We start from the raw sequence: 19,332 nt of genomic DNA on the forward strand, positions 1-19,332 counted from the left end.
TCTACAGCAGCTTTTCAACAACCTTTTCTCCGTATGCTAAGCTATCGTCTGCAACGTATTTTACTTTTGCTTTGATAGTTTCTTTTGTTACTTTGGTTGTTTTAGCAATGTCTTCGATTGTGCCAATAGGTCTTGTTGTTTTTGTAGTTGGATTACTTAATTCGCCTGTTTCTGGGTCAACTTTGTATGTTGTTGTAGTTGTTGTAGTTGAACCGTCATCATTTTTCTTTGTTTCTACTTTCTTGTTACCTACTTTTGTTAATCCATCTACTGCTTGTTTTGTAACATTTTCTGTTACTTTATCTTTTTCGCCTGGTTGGGATACTGTTGTTATTTCTTTTTCTCCATCTACAGCAGCTTTTTCAACAACCTTTTCTCCGTATGCTAAGCTATCATCTGCAACGTATTTTACTTTTGCTTTGATAGTTTCTTTTGTTACTTTGGTTGTTTTAGCAATGTCTTCGATTGTGCCAATAGGTCTTGTTGTTTTTGTAGTTGGATTACTTAATTCGCCTGTTTCTGGGTCAACTTTGTATGTTGTTGTAGTTGTTGTAGTTGAACCGTCATCATTTTTCTTTGTTTCTACTTTCTTGTTACCTACTTTTGTTAATCCATCTACTGCTTGTTTTGTAACATTTTCTGTTACTTTATCTTTTTCGCCTGGTTGGGATACTGTTGTTATTTCTTTTTCTCCATCTACAGCAGCTTTTTCAACAACCTTTTCTCCGTATGCTAAGCTATCATCTGCAACGTATTTTACTTTTGCTTTGATAGTTTCTTTTGTTACTTTGGTTGTTTTAGCAATGTCTTCGATTGTGCCAATAGGTCTTGTTGTTTTTGTAGTTGGATTACTTAATTCGCCTGTTTCTGGGTCAACTTTGTATGTTGTTGTAGTTGTTGTAGTTGAACCGTCATCATTTTTCTTTGTTTCTACTTTCTTGTTACCTACTTTTGTTAATCCATCTACTGCTTGTTTTGTAACATTTTCTGTTACTTTATCTTTTTCGCCTGGTTGGGATACTGTTGTTATTTCTTTTTCTCCATCTACAGCAGCTTTTTCAACAACCTTTTCTCCGTATGCTAAGCTATCATCTGCAACGTATTTTACTTTTGCTTTGATAGTTTCTTTTGTTTTCTTTTCGTAGATAGCTGAGTACTTTGTATCAGAATCATATATCTTTTTAAGATCTGCATTCCATCCTTTGAAAGTCCAATTATCTTTGCCTGTTACTTGTGGAGCCGAAAGGTTATTGCCAATATCCACCCCCGCTATTACATTGTAATTTGTACTTCCACTTATTGTACCATGCTCACCTGATTCGAAAGTTACTTTTACATAGTCAGTATCACCAGTTTGTTCTTCTTCTGTTACAAGTGGTTTTTCTGTGAAGTTTATCTCTGTAGGTTTTAGCCCATCCGGGTCTGGTGTTATTTTACCTGGCTTATATACTTTGTTGCCATCTTTATCTACTAAAAATCCTTTTTCTTGGTTTGTAACTTCTACTTTTATGCCTTTGTTGTAATCATCTATGTTCCTACTGTTAGGTCTACGAGCAACCATAGTCTCAGTGTTATCAGTTGGAATCTCAACTTCTCTAGATTTTCCATTACCGCTAGTCATTTTTATTTTTCCGTCAGTAGCAGTTGAATCTGGATTAGTTGCTGAACCATTCTTATCTACAGTTTTTACTATGACATCATTATTTCTATATTGGCTTAGTGTTAGAGTAAATGTAGTTTCATTAGACTCACCATTGTAACTTGCATTTGATTCATTTTGGATGAATTTACCAGCTATACTTGTACCAGAAAATTTTATTGAAACATCACCATTTTTTACATCATCCATTGATACTGGATTTTCAAAGGTTATAGTGCCATCTTCTGCATTAAAGATGGCTTCTTGAACTGATCCATCTTTCTTATTTATTAATGTTACTTTTGTATCTGGTGTATCTCCAAATATTCCAGCAAAGTTAAAGTCTGATCCACCTATACCATTTTTTACTATTACTGTTTTTACAGTAGTTTCGTTAAAGTTTGGTTGGGCTGCAAATAGATTAATATTTTTTGGGTTGCTTTTACTATCTTCAGGCGATACATCTAAATCTTCCCCTGCTTTAGTATCATTAGCATCATTTTCTATAGTCTTTTCTGTAACATTTACAGGTATACTTACATCCTTACTAGATCCATCTGCAAATAGTATGCTTCCAGATGCATAGCTTACTCCAACTACCGATGTATCAGCTGGGTTACTTATGCTTAATCTTGCTCCTGCTGGTAGATTTGTAATAGCTTTTTGATAGTCATCTACTGAATCTCCTTCTTGAACTGTTATTTCAGTTATTGATGGTGTAAAGCTATCAGATTCCTTGCTTGCTACCTCTTCTAAAGTTTCAGGCTCTAAGTCACCAGTCTTATCTTCAACAACTTCATTGGATTCTTGAACTTCATTAGACTCTTGGCCGGATTTTTCTTCTAAATTTTTGTCAGTTTCGCTTGCATTTACTTCATTAGTATCTGTAGTTTCAATAGACTTATCAGCAACAGCTTCTGTTTTAGCTATAGATGAAGATACTTCTTCTGCTGCCTTTGAATCTGTTGGTGATACCAATAAAGTAAAACCTAACATAAAAGATACTAATCCTATAGATAATTTTCTACTTGCATATTTCGGTTTTCTAGTTGATCCTTTTTCTTTTTTAAATTGATCAAGTTTTCTAACTTTGATTTTCTATCCATTATTTCTCCTTTTGTAATAATTGCGATAAATAAACTACCGCCTTGTTTTGTCAAAAGAGAGCTTTTCAGCCCTCCTTTAACTTGCCAACATTAATCAACTTCTAAAGTTAATTTAGCTGTCTTACCACCCTTACTAGCTGTTATTATAACAGTTTGTCCTCGTTCAAACTCAAATGTAGAACCATCATTTAGGGTGTCTATTTCAGCATCACCATAAGCTAAATTAGTATTGATTTCAAATGCCTTTGAATCATCACTATTTAATACTTCTATTTTTATATCAGCACCTTCTTCTGAGCTAACATATATAAAGTCATCTCCTTCATAAGGTACATCAGCGTTTAATTGTAGAGGCTCTGCTTTCTTTTCTACTGATTTTTTAACAGTAGTCTTATTTCCAAATTTATCTATGGCTATTACAGAGTATGTTTTATCTTCACCATTTTGTTGGTAGATATGTTTATTTAAATCAGCAGATTTTAGACTTGCATTTTTATCATAGTAACCGCTATCCTTGTTTTCAGATTCATAAACTCTAAGGATACCAGAATCATCACTTGCTTTTGCAGATATTTTTACTTGGTAGCCATATGCATCTTGTTCAATTGTCATATTCTTATTTGCTTCTCCAAAGCTTGGTGCAACCTTATCTATTTTTATTGGCTTTGTTGAATATGATGGTGCTTTTCCTACTTCTGTTGCTTCAATATAATAATCTTCTTTTGGATCAAATTTATCACTTGGCAAATCTGTTATATCAAGTACTAGTCTACCATCTTTTGTTGTTGTTTGACTGGTCCCCTTAACTTCTGTATAGCTTCCATCGTCGTTTTTCTTAACAAGTTTATAGCTTGCATTTTTTGGAAGATTTTTTCCTTCTTCTGGTGCTATTTCTATATATTGCTTGTCGTCATCTTGATCATAAGTTTGCTTTGGATTTGTTACTTGTGATCTAAGTGGTCCATAGAAAGCATAAACAGTCATTTCTGATAAAATTGGTGAGTTTTCTGTAAACTTATAAGCATTTGTAGTGTCTTTAGCTTGTTCTTCTGTTGTTAATTCTTGTAATTTGTTATATCCATCAACCGTATCAACCTTCTTTGTTGTCCAGCCATAGAATTCTTTGTTATCCATCTTAGGATTTTCTGTCTTTAGATCTTTTTGTGATTCTTTTCCAGGGAATTCTCTTAACCAAAGTTGTGATTTTGTGATGTCTATGCCCTTACTTGTGTAAAATTTCTCAACATATACTTTGAAAGAAGCTATATCTTGTTGTGCTTCACTTATTGCTGCATTTCTAATTGCATTTGGAGCTCCGGCACCTGTTGGTAGCGCTTGTGCTTCTGTAAGTCTTTTTTTCAGTTCCTCATTGTATTTATCAAACATAGACTTATAAGTTTCTGTTCCCAATGGTTGATCAGTATGCGATGCCATTACTTGCTTACCACTGCCATCATCAACCATTCTTCTATTGTCTCCCTCAAAGGCATTAGCTTTGTAATTTTTGTTTAATTCTGTAGTCGGGAAGTTTGTTTCCTTATCTACATTGTATCTATAATTTTCATTTAATGGTGCAATTTTTGTAATTGGTTTCTTGGCATTGTCATCATTTGCATCTTCTCCCAGGTAACCACCATTTAAGTCAAAATTAACTTTCGCCTGTACTTGCTCAATAATTGGTGGTAATTTTTCAACAGCATTGATCGAAAAATCTTCTGTAGTAAATCCAATAGGGGCATCCTTAATCATTTTGTACTTATTATTAGTAATACCTGTTGTTGCTCCCAATGGATCTTTTGGATTAATAGCATCTTTTGTAGAGAATTCATAACCAAACTCAATTTTTTTGTTTACGATTACTGCTTGTGATCTCTTTTGGTCAATTATTACTTCTTCATTATCTCCTGAACCTGCCGTTTTAAAAGTATCTTCTTGATCAGTTAGATATGCTTGTTTTAACAGTGTGTCATTTTCCCCAACACCTGTTGCTCTAACAATGGCATTACCTACTTTTGTATGACCATGAATAATATTATCTTCTGTGAATATTTCAGGGATTGAAGCTTCATTTTGCGTTTTCGCAACATGAGGTGATTTTAAGTTTCCAGCAAAACGTGCATATTGCATATCTCCAGTTTTTTCAGCATCTTTTGCTATGGTAAAGAAATCGCCACTATTACCCTTTGCTTGCTCTTCCTTATTCTTATAAAATCTAACTTCTTTTATTGGCTTCTTTAATCCTTCCATGTAGATTTTAATTGGAGTGCCTTCTTTTAGTGTCATATCATAAGGAATTCTCCACCAATAAGATGTTTTGTCTTTCCAATATAGAGAAGTTCCCCCTAAGGCATTAGATTCCGCATTGAAGACTACAGTGTGAGGTCTTTTCCCTACTTCCATAGTTAGTTTTCTATCTCCAATTTTAGCACCGCCACTAAATTCATCAGTTCCAACATCTAGAATCAGTTCATCACCTTGTTTTAGTTTTCTATCCTTATCAACTTTTCCAGTGAAAGTATCCTTCGGTGTCTTTGTTTGCATAGTAAAGGTTGTGTAGAAAGTCATATCCAAAAGGTCAGAGTCGTTAACGATTTTGTCAAACTTATCCGGTTGCACATAGAATCTAACAACTGTAGCCACACCCTTTAAACTATTTGCAGCTGCTCCATTGATTAATAAATCCAGTGCTTTTCCATTTTGTTGAGTTTTTATATTGCTTTCATAATCTGTCTTTTTATAGTCAGAGCCTAATACTTGAATATATTTTAGTCCATCCTTACCATCATTTATTTGCCTTCTTAAAACTGGTATTTTTCTATCAGTTATAGGATTCTCATAAGTTGCCCCTTTTCCATAAGGGTCCTCATCAGCATTTAAAAGAAATACATCGGCTATTTTGTCATTAGAATCTTCAGCAACTTCTGTTCCATCCGCTTTTTTATAGGAACTGCCTGCTAAGATATTGAAGAACTTATCTTCCATTACAGTTCTAAGACCTATATATGGATTGTAATTATAAGCTGTTAAAAGGAAGTCTCCTTTATTATGTCTTATTGTAAGGTCTACGTATCCCCTATTTTTGTCGTATGAAATATATGAGTCTTGAGCAAAAATCCATGGTGAACCATTGTCTTGTTGAGATTGTGGAATAAGCCCTGTTCTGTAGTCTTTTTTAGGTATTACAGTAGAAGGTGTATAAGTTGAATATCCATTCCTGTGTTTGGTTGGATTCATACGAACTCTCTCATACTTCTTGTCTGTTATTCTCATTTGAATAATTGGTTCTTTTTCCCTTGTAAGTTCTTGGATACTTTTAGGAAGATTTTCTTTTTCTAGTGTAGCTTGGTCCTTAAGAACAAAATGCATAGGGGCTTCTATCACATTAGTTTTAAATCCTGCTTTATCAATATCAAAACTAACTACATTTTCAGAGCCAACGTTTTCTCTGGATTCTCTTGTAAAAGTCATTATGCCATTTTTAAAATGTAATGGACTGGCTGGTCCTCTGTTAGTAGATGGATCTTTCCAAGCTCCTGTTTGATTATTATCCCAGTCAATCATTTGATATAAAGTCTTATCAAATTTTAAAAGCATTTTGTTCCATGCTCCTCCAGGGCTTGAATTAGTCTTGTACAATAGTTTGATTACTTCTCGGTCTTTTGAATTTGGGTCTGTATAATTATAAGATCCACCATACTCTATAGTAGGATTTTTAATAAAGTCACCCGTAGATGGTTCTATTAGCCTATTATGAGCTGCTAGTGGCCAATATTCACTATTTGCCTCTTCATAGCTAACTTCCCAATCAGGTGTATCAACAGCTCTAACCGATGTGTTATCTTTGGTTGGTGCTAATTTAGTTTCTTCAGCAAATACATTAATAGGGGCTGAACCCACTAACATAGCCGCTAAGAGGACTGTTGCGGTCGCTCTTTTCAAATTAAATTTCATGTTTTCTCCTTTTTTCAATCAAATTTTACTTTTACATAATTTAAAGTTTTCCTTGTGTATGTTTTTTGCATACATTTAATCGCATCTCATCTATATTTGTATTCTAATTACAAGTATTTGTTTATAATGTTTTGTACACTTCTATGAACTTTAAGATTTATGATTATACCAAATACTGTAACTAGATGTTTTATAATCAATCCTCCTTTCTGAATATCTTTATCCAAGACAAATACCATTATCCATCTATTTATGTTTAGTAGCTTATATTTTAAAGTAAATACAATTGATTTTAATCTAACTGCTTTTTGTCAGATGAATAAAGATATTTATCCTAATAATCATAAATGTGTAATAATTAGAATAATATCCGGAACATATAGCTAACACTATTACGAATAACGAAATATCTAACACTATGAATAATATTTTAGACAAAGTTACCCTTAAATTTTAATTGCATTGACTATAAAATCAAATATTTTAATATATAAAATGTTGGATTTTACGGCTTAAAAAACTCAGAGTTATATACTGTAAGCTAATCCATAAGATGAAATATTATTACAATTATATTCTATCATATTTAAAATATAATTCAACAAATGATGTTGAGATTTTATTCAAATAATGTTTTTTATTATTAAATTCTAAATTTCAGCATTTAATTGGGCATATATCATTTAATCGTAAAAAGTTTTGAGTTTTATATCGGTTATTTTTATCGAATTTTATTCTTGTTTTTTAATATCTTTCATAAAGATAAACTAAATTGGATTTGATGGAATTTATAAATTATGTTAGAGACAATTTTACATAAATATTTATATAAGTGACTGTTTAACATATATTATAGCTACGGATTATATTAAAATCATTAAAGGATTATGTGATGTTTATCAAATACCAGACGTTTATAGTAGTGTCTTTTATTAATTAAAAACATTAGAAAAATATGAAAATTTACGGAAGGAAGAACATTTTCAACATATCAGAAATACACAGAAATTTTGTGATACTGGAATTTCAATAGTATTATACGTCAATCGAATAGGGACTAAAAACTAGCCCCTTTCACACCACCCGTACGTGCCGTTCGGCATACGGCGGTTCAATATTCTCTTGTATCATATTGTTTATTTCTGATGAAACTATTTAACTTTATTCTTTTTGTATCCGAACCTAGGGGAGTGAATACGTCACTCCTTGTATTCCATCAAGTCATAGTGCATCCTTTTCAAATATTACAATAAATATTGTTCCTCCCTTCGCTCCATTTCCATTACAGAAACTTCCTAACTACTATGGATTCTGCTGACTTCTCATAGTTCGTTGTTACTACTGTGTCGTCCATGAGACCTCACGGGATAAGCCCTAATACTCTCATCGTTTACTTGCAGAATTTACGCTTTGGGTTTACGGTTACCTTTTGGGTCTTTGCTATCTTTAGCTAGCTTGGCCACCTGTTACGCCTTATATTCTGTTCCTGTCCGTCAAGCCACGATTTCGCTATTGCTTCTTCTCTCCTGGATGTCGCCATCTAAAACTTGCAAGTCGCTATTAGATTCGTTGGTAACTACGCTCTGTAGGGATTTTCACCCCAGCATTAGAACATGCCCGTCATACTAAAAAAAGAGAGGACATATGTCCTCTCTAAATCTTTTTAGTATAATCTATTTGCGTAAATTATTTACGTTTTTTAAGTGAAAGATAAGCTCCACCCATAGTAGCCATTGCTGCTGCTGCTATTGTAGCTGCTTCAGCTGCTGCACCTGCTTTTGGTAATTCTGCTTTTTCTTTCTTAGATGGTTTAGCTGGTTTTTTGTTGTTTTTCTTATCTTCTTTTTCAGGTTTTTTAGTGTTGTCTTTTTCGTCTTTGTTGTCTTTTTCTTTTTTGTCAACAACAATAGTTCCACCATCGATAACTTTTTCATCTTTGTTTTCTTTTTCTTCTTTTTTGTCTTCTTTTCCACCCTTGATAGTTACATATTCAGGAATTTCAACTTCAGCTTCTTTTTTAGCTTCGTCTTTTTTAGCTTCTTCAACGTTATTTTCAGCTTTTACTTCAGCTTCTGGTCTGAATAAACCTTTAACTTCAGAAACCATTTTTCCTTTTTGAACTACTTTGTATCCTGTTGGAATGTGAGTTACAGCAATCTTGTATGTTCCTTCAGCAATACCTTTAACAACGATGTCTCCTTTTTCATCAGAAGTTCCGTTGTAAACTTTTGTACTATCTTCGATGTTTGTGAATTGTAAAGTTAATCCTTGTACACCTTTACCAGTTGTATCTTTAACTGCGAATTTGTAAGTGTAAACTGATTTAACTTCTTTGATTTCATCTTTAGTTTTATCGTATTCTTCTTTAAGTTTGTTTAATTCTGTTTGTAATTTTGCAATAGCTGCTGCTTGTTCGCTCTTGCTTAATTCAGCAAAGTTTTCGATTTCTTTGATCATGTCAGCATCTAATTTGCCAGCTAAAGAATTAATTCCTTGATTTTGATCTTTTAAGATAATGTTAATTCTAACATATTTTTCTTTTAATTGTTTTTCAATTGATTTTAATTCTTCAGTAACTTTGTATGCTCTTTGGTTAGCTTTTGCATAAGCTTTTGAAGCTGCATCGTAAGATTTTTCAGCTGCTAAATAGTTTCTGAATGCTACTTCAGCGTTTGCTCTTGCATTATCGAAATCCTTGATAGCTTTTAATTTAGCTCTTTCGATAAGAGTTAATTCAGCTGCTGCATCTCCATAGTTATCGTTTAATCTATATTTTTTGTTTAATTCTTGAAGTTTAGCTTGGAATAAAGTATCAGCTTGTTTTATAGCATTTTCTAAAGTTTTACCAGCTGCAGCATGAGCTTCAACTTTTTCGTCATGAGCTTTAGCTTTTTCATTTTCTGCTTGAGCAAGTCTAGCTTGAGCATCTCTTACAGCTTTTTTAGCTTGAGCGATTTGTGCATTTGTTCCTTCTGGTACATTTTCTTCATCATCTTCAACTGTTGCTAATGCTTTTTTAGCAGCGTTTAATTCAATTTGTGCTCTGTCAACATTTGTTTGAGCTACTTCAAATTTTCTGTTACTGTTTGCAATAGTATCATCAAATTTTCTTTTAGCTTCTTTTTTAGCTGCATCACGAGCTGCTTCTGCTTCTTTTACTAATCTTTCATATTCGCCAACTTTAGCGTCGTAAGCGTCAATAGCTTTTCTCTTAGCTAATCTAGCTTTTTCTTGAGCGTCTTTTGCATTTTCCCAAGCTTTAGCTGCTGCTTCATAAGCTTTTTTAGCTGCTGCTTCTTCTTTTTGTAATTTTTCAATTAAACCTTCAGAAGTTTGTCCAGCTTCCCATTCTTGAGTAACGATAGCAGCTCTTCTAGCTGAAAGTTCAGCGATTTGTTTTGCTAATTGATCCATTCTAGCAGCTGCTTGTTGTTTAGTTAAGTTTAATTCTTCAGTGTAAGTGTTTTCTGCAGAATTCTTTTCAGCGAATGTTCCAGCTGGAACTGCTGTTACAACTAAAGCACCAGCTAATGCTGCTGTCAATAACTTTTTGTTTAATTTCATTGGTATATTCCTCCTAAAATTTTTAACCTTCATAAACTTAAACTTATATCATTTATGACTGTTTTTCTGTAATTATATTTTAAATCAAATAATTTAATAAATCAAGCTTTTTAATAAAAGTTCAATGTTGTTTTGTCTAAAAGATAACTCAGTAAACTTTCACTTAATGATAACGTATGTCTATGTAATTACTATTATACAATAATGAATTAAAATTTCAACCTTTTTTCCAGAAAATTTTGTGTTTTTACATATTTTTAATGGAATTTTGATTATTTTTTGATATTAAATGAAAATATCCTTGTTTTTTATTGGTAGATTTTGGTTAAATTAAGTTATTGTTTGCCATTAGTTCTGAATATTTTTTTAATTATTCCAAATTCTTTTCTTTATATATAATTAGTATGTGTAGACGCTGGAATGTGTGTTATTTCTGAAAATATTTATCTGTCAATTTTATTATTGTAATTTTATTAGCAGTGGTACTTATAGCACAATATAATTTGATTTATAATTCGTTTGATCACTGTTAGATTCTTCTCATTTACGCTGTTACGCTAAAGTGTTTGATACTTTGATGTTCACTATCGGTACTGTTAGTATAAATGAGATTAGTTTTTGTAACTTTTTTGTAATTTTTATAAAAATCTTTCTTTTTCCAAAGAAAAACACCAAGATTTTTTCTTGGTGAGCTTTGGTTCCAATTTATTTTACGATGTATTTCATTCGTATGTGTGGGATTCCATCTTCTTCGAATGGTTCTGAGGTTTGAACGAATCCTAATTTTTCGTAAAATTTTTGGGCGTAGGTTTGTGCTTCTATAATTATGGAATCTGCGTGAAGTTTTTCTGTTGCAAATTTTATTGCTTCTTTCATTATTTGTGTTCCGTATCCTTTGCGTCTTTCGGTTGCTATTACTCGCCCGATGTGGAATGTGTTTTCTTGTTTGTACAATCTACAGTAAGCCAAGATAATTGAGTTGTCGTTTTGCAGATATATGTGGTAACTTATCAGATCGATGTCATCTATTTCGTGATAAGGGCATTGTTGTTCTACTACGAATACGTCGACTCGTAGTTTGTAGATGTGGAAGAGTTCTTGTGTTGTAAGTTTGTCAAACGGTTTGATGATTGTGTTCATGGTTTCTCCTAAAGGATAGCGATTATTGTTGTGTCGTTAGTTGTGGTTCTATTTGTGTGTTTTGTACGATTTTGATGTGTGTTATTTCTGCAATTGTGATCAAGAATGTGATGATTAATGTCATTATTAGGAATGTGACATGTGGTGTGAATCGTACTGGTATTGTTTGCGGAAATTGTACAAGGTATCCGTAATTTGTATGCAATATTAGGTTGACTGTCATGATTGCTATGTTCATGATGCTGGTTATCATGAGTGAGTGTTTTAGTTTGAGGGTGGATTTTCGTGTGGCTAATATGCTAACGCCACAAAATCCTAGCAGCAAATGGTTGGCGATGTATGTGAGATTGGTTACATGTGGCCACATATATTTGGATGGATCTGGGAATGTAAATGCGATTATGGCTCCGATTAGTCCCATCCATGCAAAGTAGCGCATTAGTTTGTCGTTTTGTATTTGGTATGCTACCACCATCATGATGGCTGATATTCTACAGTGAAACAGTGGCAATCCTTCTTTGATGAGAAGTGTGTGGTTTCCTGCGTACCATGAAAATAATATTATTTGTCCAAAGAATCCCAAAAACAATGCTGGTTTGAGTAGTTTGGTTTTGTGTTTGAGTTTGTATGCCAAAAAAATTACTAGGACTAATGATAGTCTTAGTAATGTTATGTTGATATTGGTGTAGGCATCTTCGTTGTATCTGAAAAATTCTGTCATTAATTTACTCCTCGTAGATTTACGACTTCACCTGTATTGCAGACTTTTCTTACTCTGCCATCTTTGATGACGTAGCAATTGCCGTAAATTTTGTTTTCTGTTGGTATGATGAATGCTCCATCTTCTATGGCGTAGAATTTTCTTCCGTAGCTGTCAGGCAGTGTGACATCTTCCATGATTCGTTGGTTGTCGACTCGTTGATTTTTTACATCTGCGTAGTGTGGAAGCACGGATATGTCTACAATTCCAAGTCCTTTGAGAAATCTACGGTAGTGCGTGGATTTGACTTCGCCAAAGTTTTCGGGCTGAGCGTAGACTTCTGATGCTGAATTCATGCTTCCTGCGCTGATTCCAATCACAAGTCCGTCGTAGTTTTTGATGTATTTTTCAAGATGAATGTGGTGGAAGAATTTGTTCTGTGTCGGAACGTGACCTCCAGCAAGTATTATGAGGTTCGCTCGTGATATGAGTTGTTGTAATCTTCTTTTTTTTAAAGGATACAAAGTTGTCCAGTGTTTGACTGTGAATCCACTTTTTCTGAAGGCTCTCTTGTAGTGCGAGCTTATCGTGTGTGTTAGAAATGGTGCTTGTGGATCTGAAGGAATGTACAGACAATTGATGTCTCCTACGTATTCGTGGATTTTGTCGACAAATCCATTTTGACTGTTAAGTTGTCTTTTGTCAGGGGACATTATGTCACTTGTAAGTATCACGTTCATTGCGTTCTCCTAGATTTCGTGCAAATATATTTCGATTGGTATTGTTATTTTATTTTACCACAATATGCGTGTTTTGGGAGATGTTGGGGCGGAAATCGGAGATGTTTTAGATTGAAAAAATAGATATGAAAATTTTGCTGAATAAGTTAGCATTGAAACAAACCAAAAACATCGTAAATAAGCGAATCATTCGGAAAAAATTGGAATAAATTCTAGCGAAATGAAACGTTAAAAAATCGCACTGTCTGAGCGTTAGCGAGTTTGCGATTTTAGTTTCATAAGCGATGAATTTATCAATTTTTGTAGACAGATGAGCGTTTTACGAGTTTTTGTGTTCCCTTCCTTATTATAGAATTGAAAAAAGTAGATTATACAAAAAGATCGCAGTGAAATAAACAAAAAAGATCGTAGCTAAATGAGTCATCTGGAGAAAATTGTGCAAAATTCAATCGAAAAAATCCGCCAGAAATTTGACCGCGTAAGCGAAGCGTGCTTCAAATTTCAGGATTTTGAGATTTGAATTTTCCAATTTTTGGAAGCCAGACGAATGTGCTACGACTTTTCTTGTTTCCATGTCCCTGTCTGATGTATACGTCCTGTGAAACCCCCTCGCCTTTTTATAGAATTGAAAAAAGTAGATTTCGAATTTTTGTTGAGTAAGTTAGCATTGAAACAAACCAGAAACATCGTAAATAAGCGAATCATTCGGAAAAAATTGGAATAAATTCTAGTGAAATGAAACGTTTAAAAATCGCACTGTCTGAGCGTCAGCGAGTTTGCGATTTTAGTTTCATAAGCGATGAATTTATCAATTTTTGAAGACAGATGAGCGTTTTACGAGTTTTTGAGTTTATGCGTCCCTGTTCGATGTGAGCGTTGAGCGAAAGAGTAAATAAAAAAGTAGAAAACCGAGCAAACATGGTTTTCTACTTTCTATACCTTAATCTACAGATTTTAATGCTTCAAGCATATCTACTTTTTTCAATTTGTGGTTGACTATTACTCCCAACGCGTAAAGTATTCCTATTACCAAAAGTATCGGTAGGATATATACCCACACTTCGATGTTTGGGTTGAAATATATTTCCGCTGGTGCAACTTTGTCGAGGATTACTTTGTGGAGGATTTTCCCTCCAAATATTCCTGCGATTATTCCAATAATCGACAGGCATATTGTTTCACGATAGATGTACATGGTTACTTCGTTGTTGAAGAATCCCAATACTTTTATCGTGGATAATTCTCTGATTCTTTCTGCTACGTTGATGTTGGTTAGGTTGTAGAGGATTACAATCGCAAGTAACAGCGACATTATCGTCAACACTGTCATTACTTTCGTGAGCGAGTTGGTCATGGTTTCAACTTGTATGATGACGTTGGTGTTTTGTGACACGGCTTTGATTCCATTTGACGCCATGAACTTTGCTGTGACTTTTTCAACATTCGTTTTTGATTTGTCCTTGAGAGCGATAAAGTAGCTGTTGTCGTCTACTTTTTCGCCAACTGATTTTCTGTAGTAGTCGTCACTCATGAAAATAAAATGTCCTGCGTACATTTTGGTGATTTGTGCTATTTTGAATTTTCTGTCTTGGTTTGCGACTTTTAGCGTAATCGTGTCACCTGTTTTCGCTTTTATCAAATCGGCAAGTTTCTGCGATACGACGATGCCATCATCTGTTATTTTGAGCGCATCTTCGGAGTTTTTGTGTTCCAAATTGATATATGGCGAAAATGTGTCCGTGTGTGTGACAAGCATCGTGATTGTTTGTTCGTCGTCAATTCCTTTGATGTTTTTGGTTATATTTTCAAAATGAACTGGAATGTAGCCTGTAATGTCGTCTGATTTTAATAATCGGTCGATTTTCTGTTGTTCTTTTTCTGTGACGAAATCTTTCTTAGCAACTACTGCATCGTATTGGATGATTTGTCCGTATTGTTTGGTCTGGATTCCTTTGATTGACGATGAGATTCCTAGTCCTGCAAATAATAGTGCGACAGACCCTGCAACTCCGAATATCGTCATGAACATTCTTTGCTTGTATCTGAAGATATTTCTGGCTGTGACTTTTTGCGTGAATGTCATTCTGCTCCACAATGGTGTGATTCTTTCCATAAAAATCTTGGAGCCTTTTGTCGGTGGTTTTGGAAGCAAGAGCTGTGCTGATGTTTCTCTTAGTTCTTTGACCGAGATGTAAACCGCTGGGAGTACGCTGCAAATTATTGTGAAAAGCACCGATAAACCAAGTATTTTGAATGAAAAATAGTACTTGACTGGTGGTATGGTCATGTTTGCCAAAAGCGACGTGCATAAAATGTACGGAAGCGCATACGTTCCAAGTAGTGTTCCCAAAATCGTGCCCAATCCTCCTGAGATTAGTCCGTACAACACGAATTTCTTGATGACATCAGTATCATTGTAGCCCAATGCCTTCAGAATTCCTGCATTGTTTCGTTCTTCTTGGACAAATCGCGTCATCGTTGTGACTGTTACAAGAGCTGCGACAAGATACAAGACTACAGGGAATAGGTTACTTACTTTCGTGATCCCCGATGATGTCGTTTCGACCATTTTTATTCCGTCGCCACCTGGCATTGTCCTTCTTGTATAAGTTGAATATTCTGGAAGCGACAATCCGTCGATTTCGATTTGAGCGTCGTGAATTTTGGATTCTGCGTCTTGGATTTTGTCGTCGGCTTTTTTCTTTTCTGTTTCAAATTCTTTTTTCTTGTCGTCAAGTTCTTTTTGTGACGATGAGATTTTGTCAAATCCTTCTTGAATTTGTTTTTTTGATGAGTTCAGTTGTGCAATTCCGTTTTGGTATTTTGTTTTGGATGCGTTGAGCTGATTGCGTCCAGAGTTGTATTTTGCAACAGAATTTTGGTAGAGTTTCTTCTTTTCGGATAGTTTTCTTTGTGATGAGTCAAATTCATCAATTTTTTTCTTTCCAGATTTATATTGTTGAATTCCCTGATTGTACTTCGCCAACCCTTGGTTATACTGAGCTTCGGATTGTTGTATCATTTTAGATTGTTCTGCGATTGAACTTTCAGCTTGTTGGATTTCTGGAACAATTTCAGGATTTATTCCCTGTTTTTTGAGTTCTGCTTTCTTTTGTTCAAGGTTTTGTTTTGCTTGTTGTAGCTTTGCTTTTCCTTGTTGGATTTGGGCGTTAGATGAATCAAGCTTTGCTTTTGTCGCATCAAGAGTTGTTTTTGATTGTGATAGCTTCTTTTTATTTGCTTCGACTTCTTTTTTCTTAGAATCCAATTGTTTTTGTCCGTTTTCAAGCTGAATTTTCGCATCGTCCAATTGTTTCTTGGTTGCTTGAAGACGGCTTTCTGCTGATTCGATTTGGTATTTTGAATTCTTGATTACAGACTCCTTGTGTGCGATTTGTTTTTGTGCCGATACTAGCTTTGCTTTTTCGTCGTCGATTTTCTTTTGTCCGTCGGATAATTTCTTCTCTGCATCAGTTATTTCTTTTTTTGCATCTTCGATTTTCTTCTTGGATTTCGCGATTTTGTCATTCGCCTTTGATTTAATTTCTTCGAGTCGTTGTTTACCGTTATCTTTCAGAATTTCATCGAGTTGTTTCTGATGTTTGTCGACTTTTCTGGTGTATTCAGAGTCTGTATAATTAAGCCCACGCACATCTTTGTAACGCGCACGTGCAATGGTGTAGACGTCTGTGTCGAAGTTGTCTGGTGTTACTACTGCGTATCCTTCCAAATTTCCAGATCCCGCAGAAGAATTTCCCAGAGCTGTCTTGGAGACAATTTCTGTAGAATTGACGAATCCCGTCACTGTGAATTCTTCTTTTTTCAAAATCTTACTGTCTTCGTCTTTTTCTTTGAATTTTATTTTATCTCCGATTTTGTATTTAGTTTTGTATTGATCGGTAAGTGCTATGTCTCCGATTTTTTGCGGAAACTTGCCGCTCACAAGTTCAAACTTAGATATATTTTTAGTATTGGAAAATATTCTGAACGATGTAGGAGTGTCACCTATCGTCGCATCGGAGAAATATCCGTACTCAACGTCTGCGATATTTTTGATTTGGTCGATCTCCTTCGCATCATTTTCCGTGATTCCGTAATCGCTGATGACATTGACATCGGACAAATTATAATCTTCGTAGTATTTGTTCGCCGATTTGTCGATGTCGGGGCCTGTGACTTTGAGTGCGACAAGTGTCATGGATCCGAGCATCATCAACAACATTATCGACAAAAATCGTCCCTTAGATTCTATAAACGATTTGAAAATCGTCTTGTTCAATGTTTTCTTCTTCATTTTAGTATTCCAACGTTTCTATGTTTTGTGGGTTCGCATTCAATACGACATCGCGAATTTTCGCGTCGTGCATATGAATAACCCTGTCTGCAATCGGAGCCAACGCTTGGTTGTGCGTAACGATAACGACAGTCGCCCCTTCTTTTCTAACCATATCTTGCAAGATTTTCAAAACTTGCTTGCCTGTGTGATAATCGAGCGCACCTGTTGGTTCGTCGCACAATAATAGCTTAGGATTTTTCGCAACTGCACGTGCGATTGCAACACGTTGTTGCTCTCCGCCTGACAATTGTGCTGGGAAATTGTCGATTCTTTCTCCAAGGCCAACTGATTTCAAAACTTCTGTTGCATCGAGCGCATCTTTTACGATTTCAGATGCCAGTTCGACGTTTTCTTTGGCGGTTAGATTTGGAACTAGATTATAGAATTGAAACACAAATCCTACATCATTTCTTCTGTAATTCGTCAGCTCCTTTTCGTTGAATGCGCTGATGTCCTTGCCATCTATGAGCACATTCCCCTCGTCGTTGGTGTCCATTCCACCGAGAATATTTAAAACGGTGGATTTGCCCGCGCCTGATGAACCTAGAATGATCGCCAATTCTCCTTTTTCTATTTCAAACGATATGTCGTTGTTTGCAATTATTTCGGATTGTCCTGATTTGTAGCGTTTGTAGCTGTTTTTCATTTCAATATATGCCATATTTCACCTCTTATATGAACAATGTGTTGATTTATCTTATAAATTATTTTATATTAAAAGTAGAATTGTAACAAAACAATGTTGAACAGTTTGTTCATTTAAGGAGATTTTATGATTAGAGAAACGGATACAAGGGACAAATTAAAAAAATCGTTGACGATTTTGTTGAACGAGAAAAGTTTGAACGATATTTCGGTGAGCGAATTGACGAAAGAAGCTCGCATAAATCGCGGGACATTTTATTTGCACTACGACGATAAAATGGATTTGGTGGATAATTTGGTGGAGGAAATCTTCGAAGAGTTGAAGGAGATTTTGACGTCGGAAAAGATTGGAAGAAAATATTCGTACGATATCATCAAAAAAGTTATTGATTATGTGAAGGATGATTTCAATTTTATTTACGCTTTGACGATGAATAGCTACAACTATATCAACGATATGTTGAGGAAGTTTTTGTTGGCGTTGATTGATACGCTTCCGGAGTTGAAGTATTCGATTGACAATCACCCGTTTTTGCCGAAGGATTATTCGACAGAGGTGTTCTTGTCGTTGAATTCTGGAATTATTTTGCATTGGATTAGAAAAGGCGGCGTGGAAAGCACTGATGAATTGGCGAATTATTTCTATCAAGCAAGCAATTTAAAAACGACTTAGCCAATGTGATGTGTACCCATAAAACTGGACACAATATTTAATTAATTAGTTGTAGTGGATGCTAACCTATATTTTGTAGGTGGCATCCATTTTGTTTTTGATTGAATTCTTTCGTTATTGTAATAATAGATGTATTCTTCTATTGCTTTAGAAAATTCTTCATAGGAGCTATAGCTCTTTTCACAGCCATAATAAACTTCATTTTTTAATCTTCCAAAGAATGTTTCCATAATAGAATTATCGTAACAATTCCCTTTTCTTGACATTGATTGTCTTATACCATGTTTTTTTAGTTCATTAACATAATATTTATGTTGGTATTGCCAACCTTGATCTGAGTGTAGTATCAAGTTATTTAATTTTGGAAATTTGCTAAATGCTTTTCTTAACATATTCGATATTTGTTTTAAATTAGGACTTAGAGATAAGTCATATGAGATAATCTCATTGCTATACATATCAAGTATTGGAGATATGTAGCATTTACCCCAAGAAAATTTAAATTCAGATACATCCGTGGTCCATTTTTGTAAAGGTCTGTCTGCTTTGAACTCTCTATTGATGATATTATCTGCAACTTTACCTATCTTTCCCTTATATGAGTGATATTTCTCTTTAGACCTTTTCCCAAATAGTTTTAGCTCATGCATGATCTTTTGAACTTTTTTATGATTTATTACATACCCTTGATTTATTAACTCCATATACACTCTTCTTACACCATATCTTCCTTTGTGCAAGTTAAATATTTCGGTTATTTTATCTGCGATAGGGCGATTCTTAACTTTTATCTTATCCACTTTATTCAGTTCAAAGTAGTATGTTGATTTTGGCAAAT

General features: G+C 34.5%; 10 protein-coding genes. 1 reads left to right on the top strand and 9 read right to left on the bottom strand.

Features of this window, described 5'->3' with window-relative positions:
• Window position 1: 1 nt before the first annotated feature.
• The 8 genes from HMPREF0391_RS00065 to HMPREF0391_RS00100 form a co-directional block, all read right to left on the bottom strand.
• On the bottom strand, window positions 2-2,635 hold the full coding sequence (locus HMPREF0391_RS00065) for a G5 domain-containing protein (RefSeq protein WP_035108986.1): 2,634 nt from the start codon (window positions 2,633-2,635) through the stop codon (window positions 2-4).
• A gap of 200 nt (window positions 2,636-2,835) precedes the next feature.
• The gene (locus tag HMPREF0391_RS00070) at window positions 2,836-6,696 is read right to left on the bottom strand and encodes a hypothetical protein (protein WP_002834717.1); all 3,861 of its coding nucleotides are present in this window, start codon (window positions 6,694-6,696) and stop codon (window positions 2,836-2,838) included.
• A 1,686-nt stretch (window positions 6,697-8,382) separates the two neighbouring features.
• Complete coding sequence (gene faf, locus HMPREF0391_RS00075; RefSeq protein WP_035108989.1) at window positions 8,383-10,260, bottom strand: adhesion factor FAF; 1,878 nt, start codon at window positions 10,258-10,260, stop codon at window positions 8,383-8,385.
• A 705-nt stretch (window positions 10,261-10,965) separates the two neighbouring features.
• On the bottom strand, window positions 10,966-11,400 hold the full coding sequence (locus HMPREF0391_RS00080; protein ID WP_002834722.1) for a GNAT family N-acetyltransferase: 435 nt from the start codon (window positions 11,398-11,400) through the stop codon (window positions 10,966-10,968).
• 22 nt (window positions 11,401-11,422) lie between these two features.
• Window positions 11,423-12,121 carry a YwaF family protein gene (locus HMPREF0391_RS00085; protein WP_002834723.1) on the bottom strand — a complete coding sequence of 233 codons (699 nt, stop codon included), beginning with the start codon at window positions 12,119-12,121 and terminating at the stop codon, window positions 11,423-11,425.
• A complete protein-coding gene (locus HMPREF0391_RS00090) occupies window positions 12,121-12,840 on the bottom strand; it encodes a Type 1 glutamine amidotransferase-like domain-containing protein (RefSeq protein ID WP_002834724.1) in 720 nt (239 codons plus the stop codon). Before HMPREF0391_RS00090 ends, HMPREF0391_RS00085 begins: the two co-directional genes overlap by 1 nt.
• A gap of 940 nt (window positions 12,841-13,780) precedes the next feature.
• The gene (locus HMPREF0391_RS00095) at window positions 13,781-17,134 is read right to left on the bottom strand and encodes an ABC transporter permease (RefSeq protein WP_002834725.1); all 3,354 of its coding nucleotides are present in this window, start codon (window positions 17,132-17,134) and stop codon (window positions 13,781-13,783) included.
• Between the two features lies 1 nt (window position 17,135).
• A complete protein-coding gene (locus HMPREF0391_RS00100; RefSeq protein ID WP_002834727.1) occupies window positions 17,136-17,837 on the bottom strand; it encodes an ABC transporter ATP-binding protein in 702 nt (233 codons plus the stop codon).
• A gap of 111 nt (window positions 17,838-17,948) precedes the next feature.
• On the opposite strand from HMPREF0391_RS00100, the gene HMPREF0391_RS00105 reads away from it, so the two are divergent.
• Window positions 17,949-18,494, top strand: coding sequence for a TetR/AcrR family transcriptional regulator (locus HMPREF0391_RS00105; RefSeq protein WP_002834728.1), 546 nt, complete (start codon window positions 17,949-17,951; stop codon window positions 18,492-18,494).
• 41 nt (window positions 18,495-18,535) lie between these two features.
• On the opposite strand, the gene HMPREF0391_RS00110 is transcribed toward HMPREF0391_RS00105, so the two are convergent.
• Window positions 18,536-19,330, bottom strand: coding sequence for an IS3 family transposase (locus tag HMPREF0391_RS00110; RefSeq protein WP_002834729.1), 795 nt, complete (start codon window positions 19,328-19,330; stop codon window positions 18,536-18,538).
• Window positions 19,331-19,332: the final 2 nt, after the last annotated feature.

It is taken from the genome of Finegoldia magna ATCC 53516 (genome assembly GCF_000159695.1).
Lineage (GTDB): Bacteria > Bacillota > Clostridia > Tissierellales > Peptoniphilaceae > Finegoldia > Finegoldia magna_F.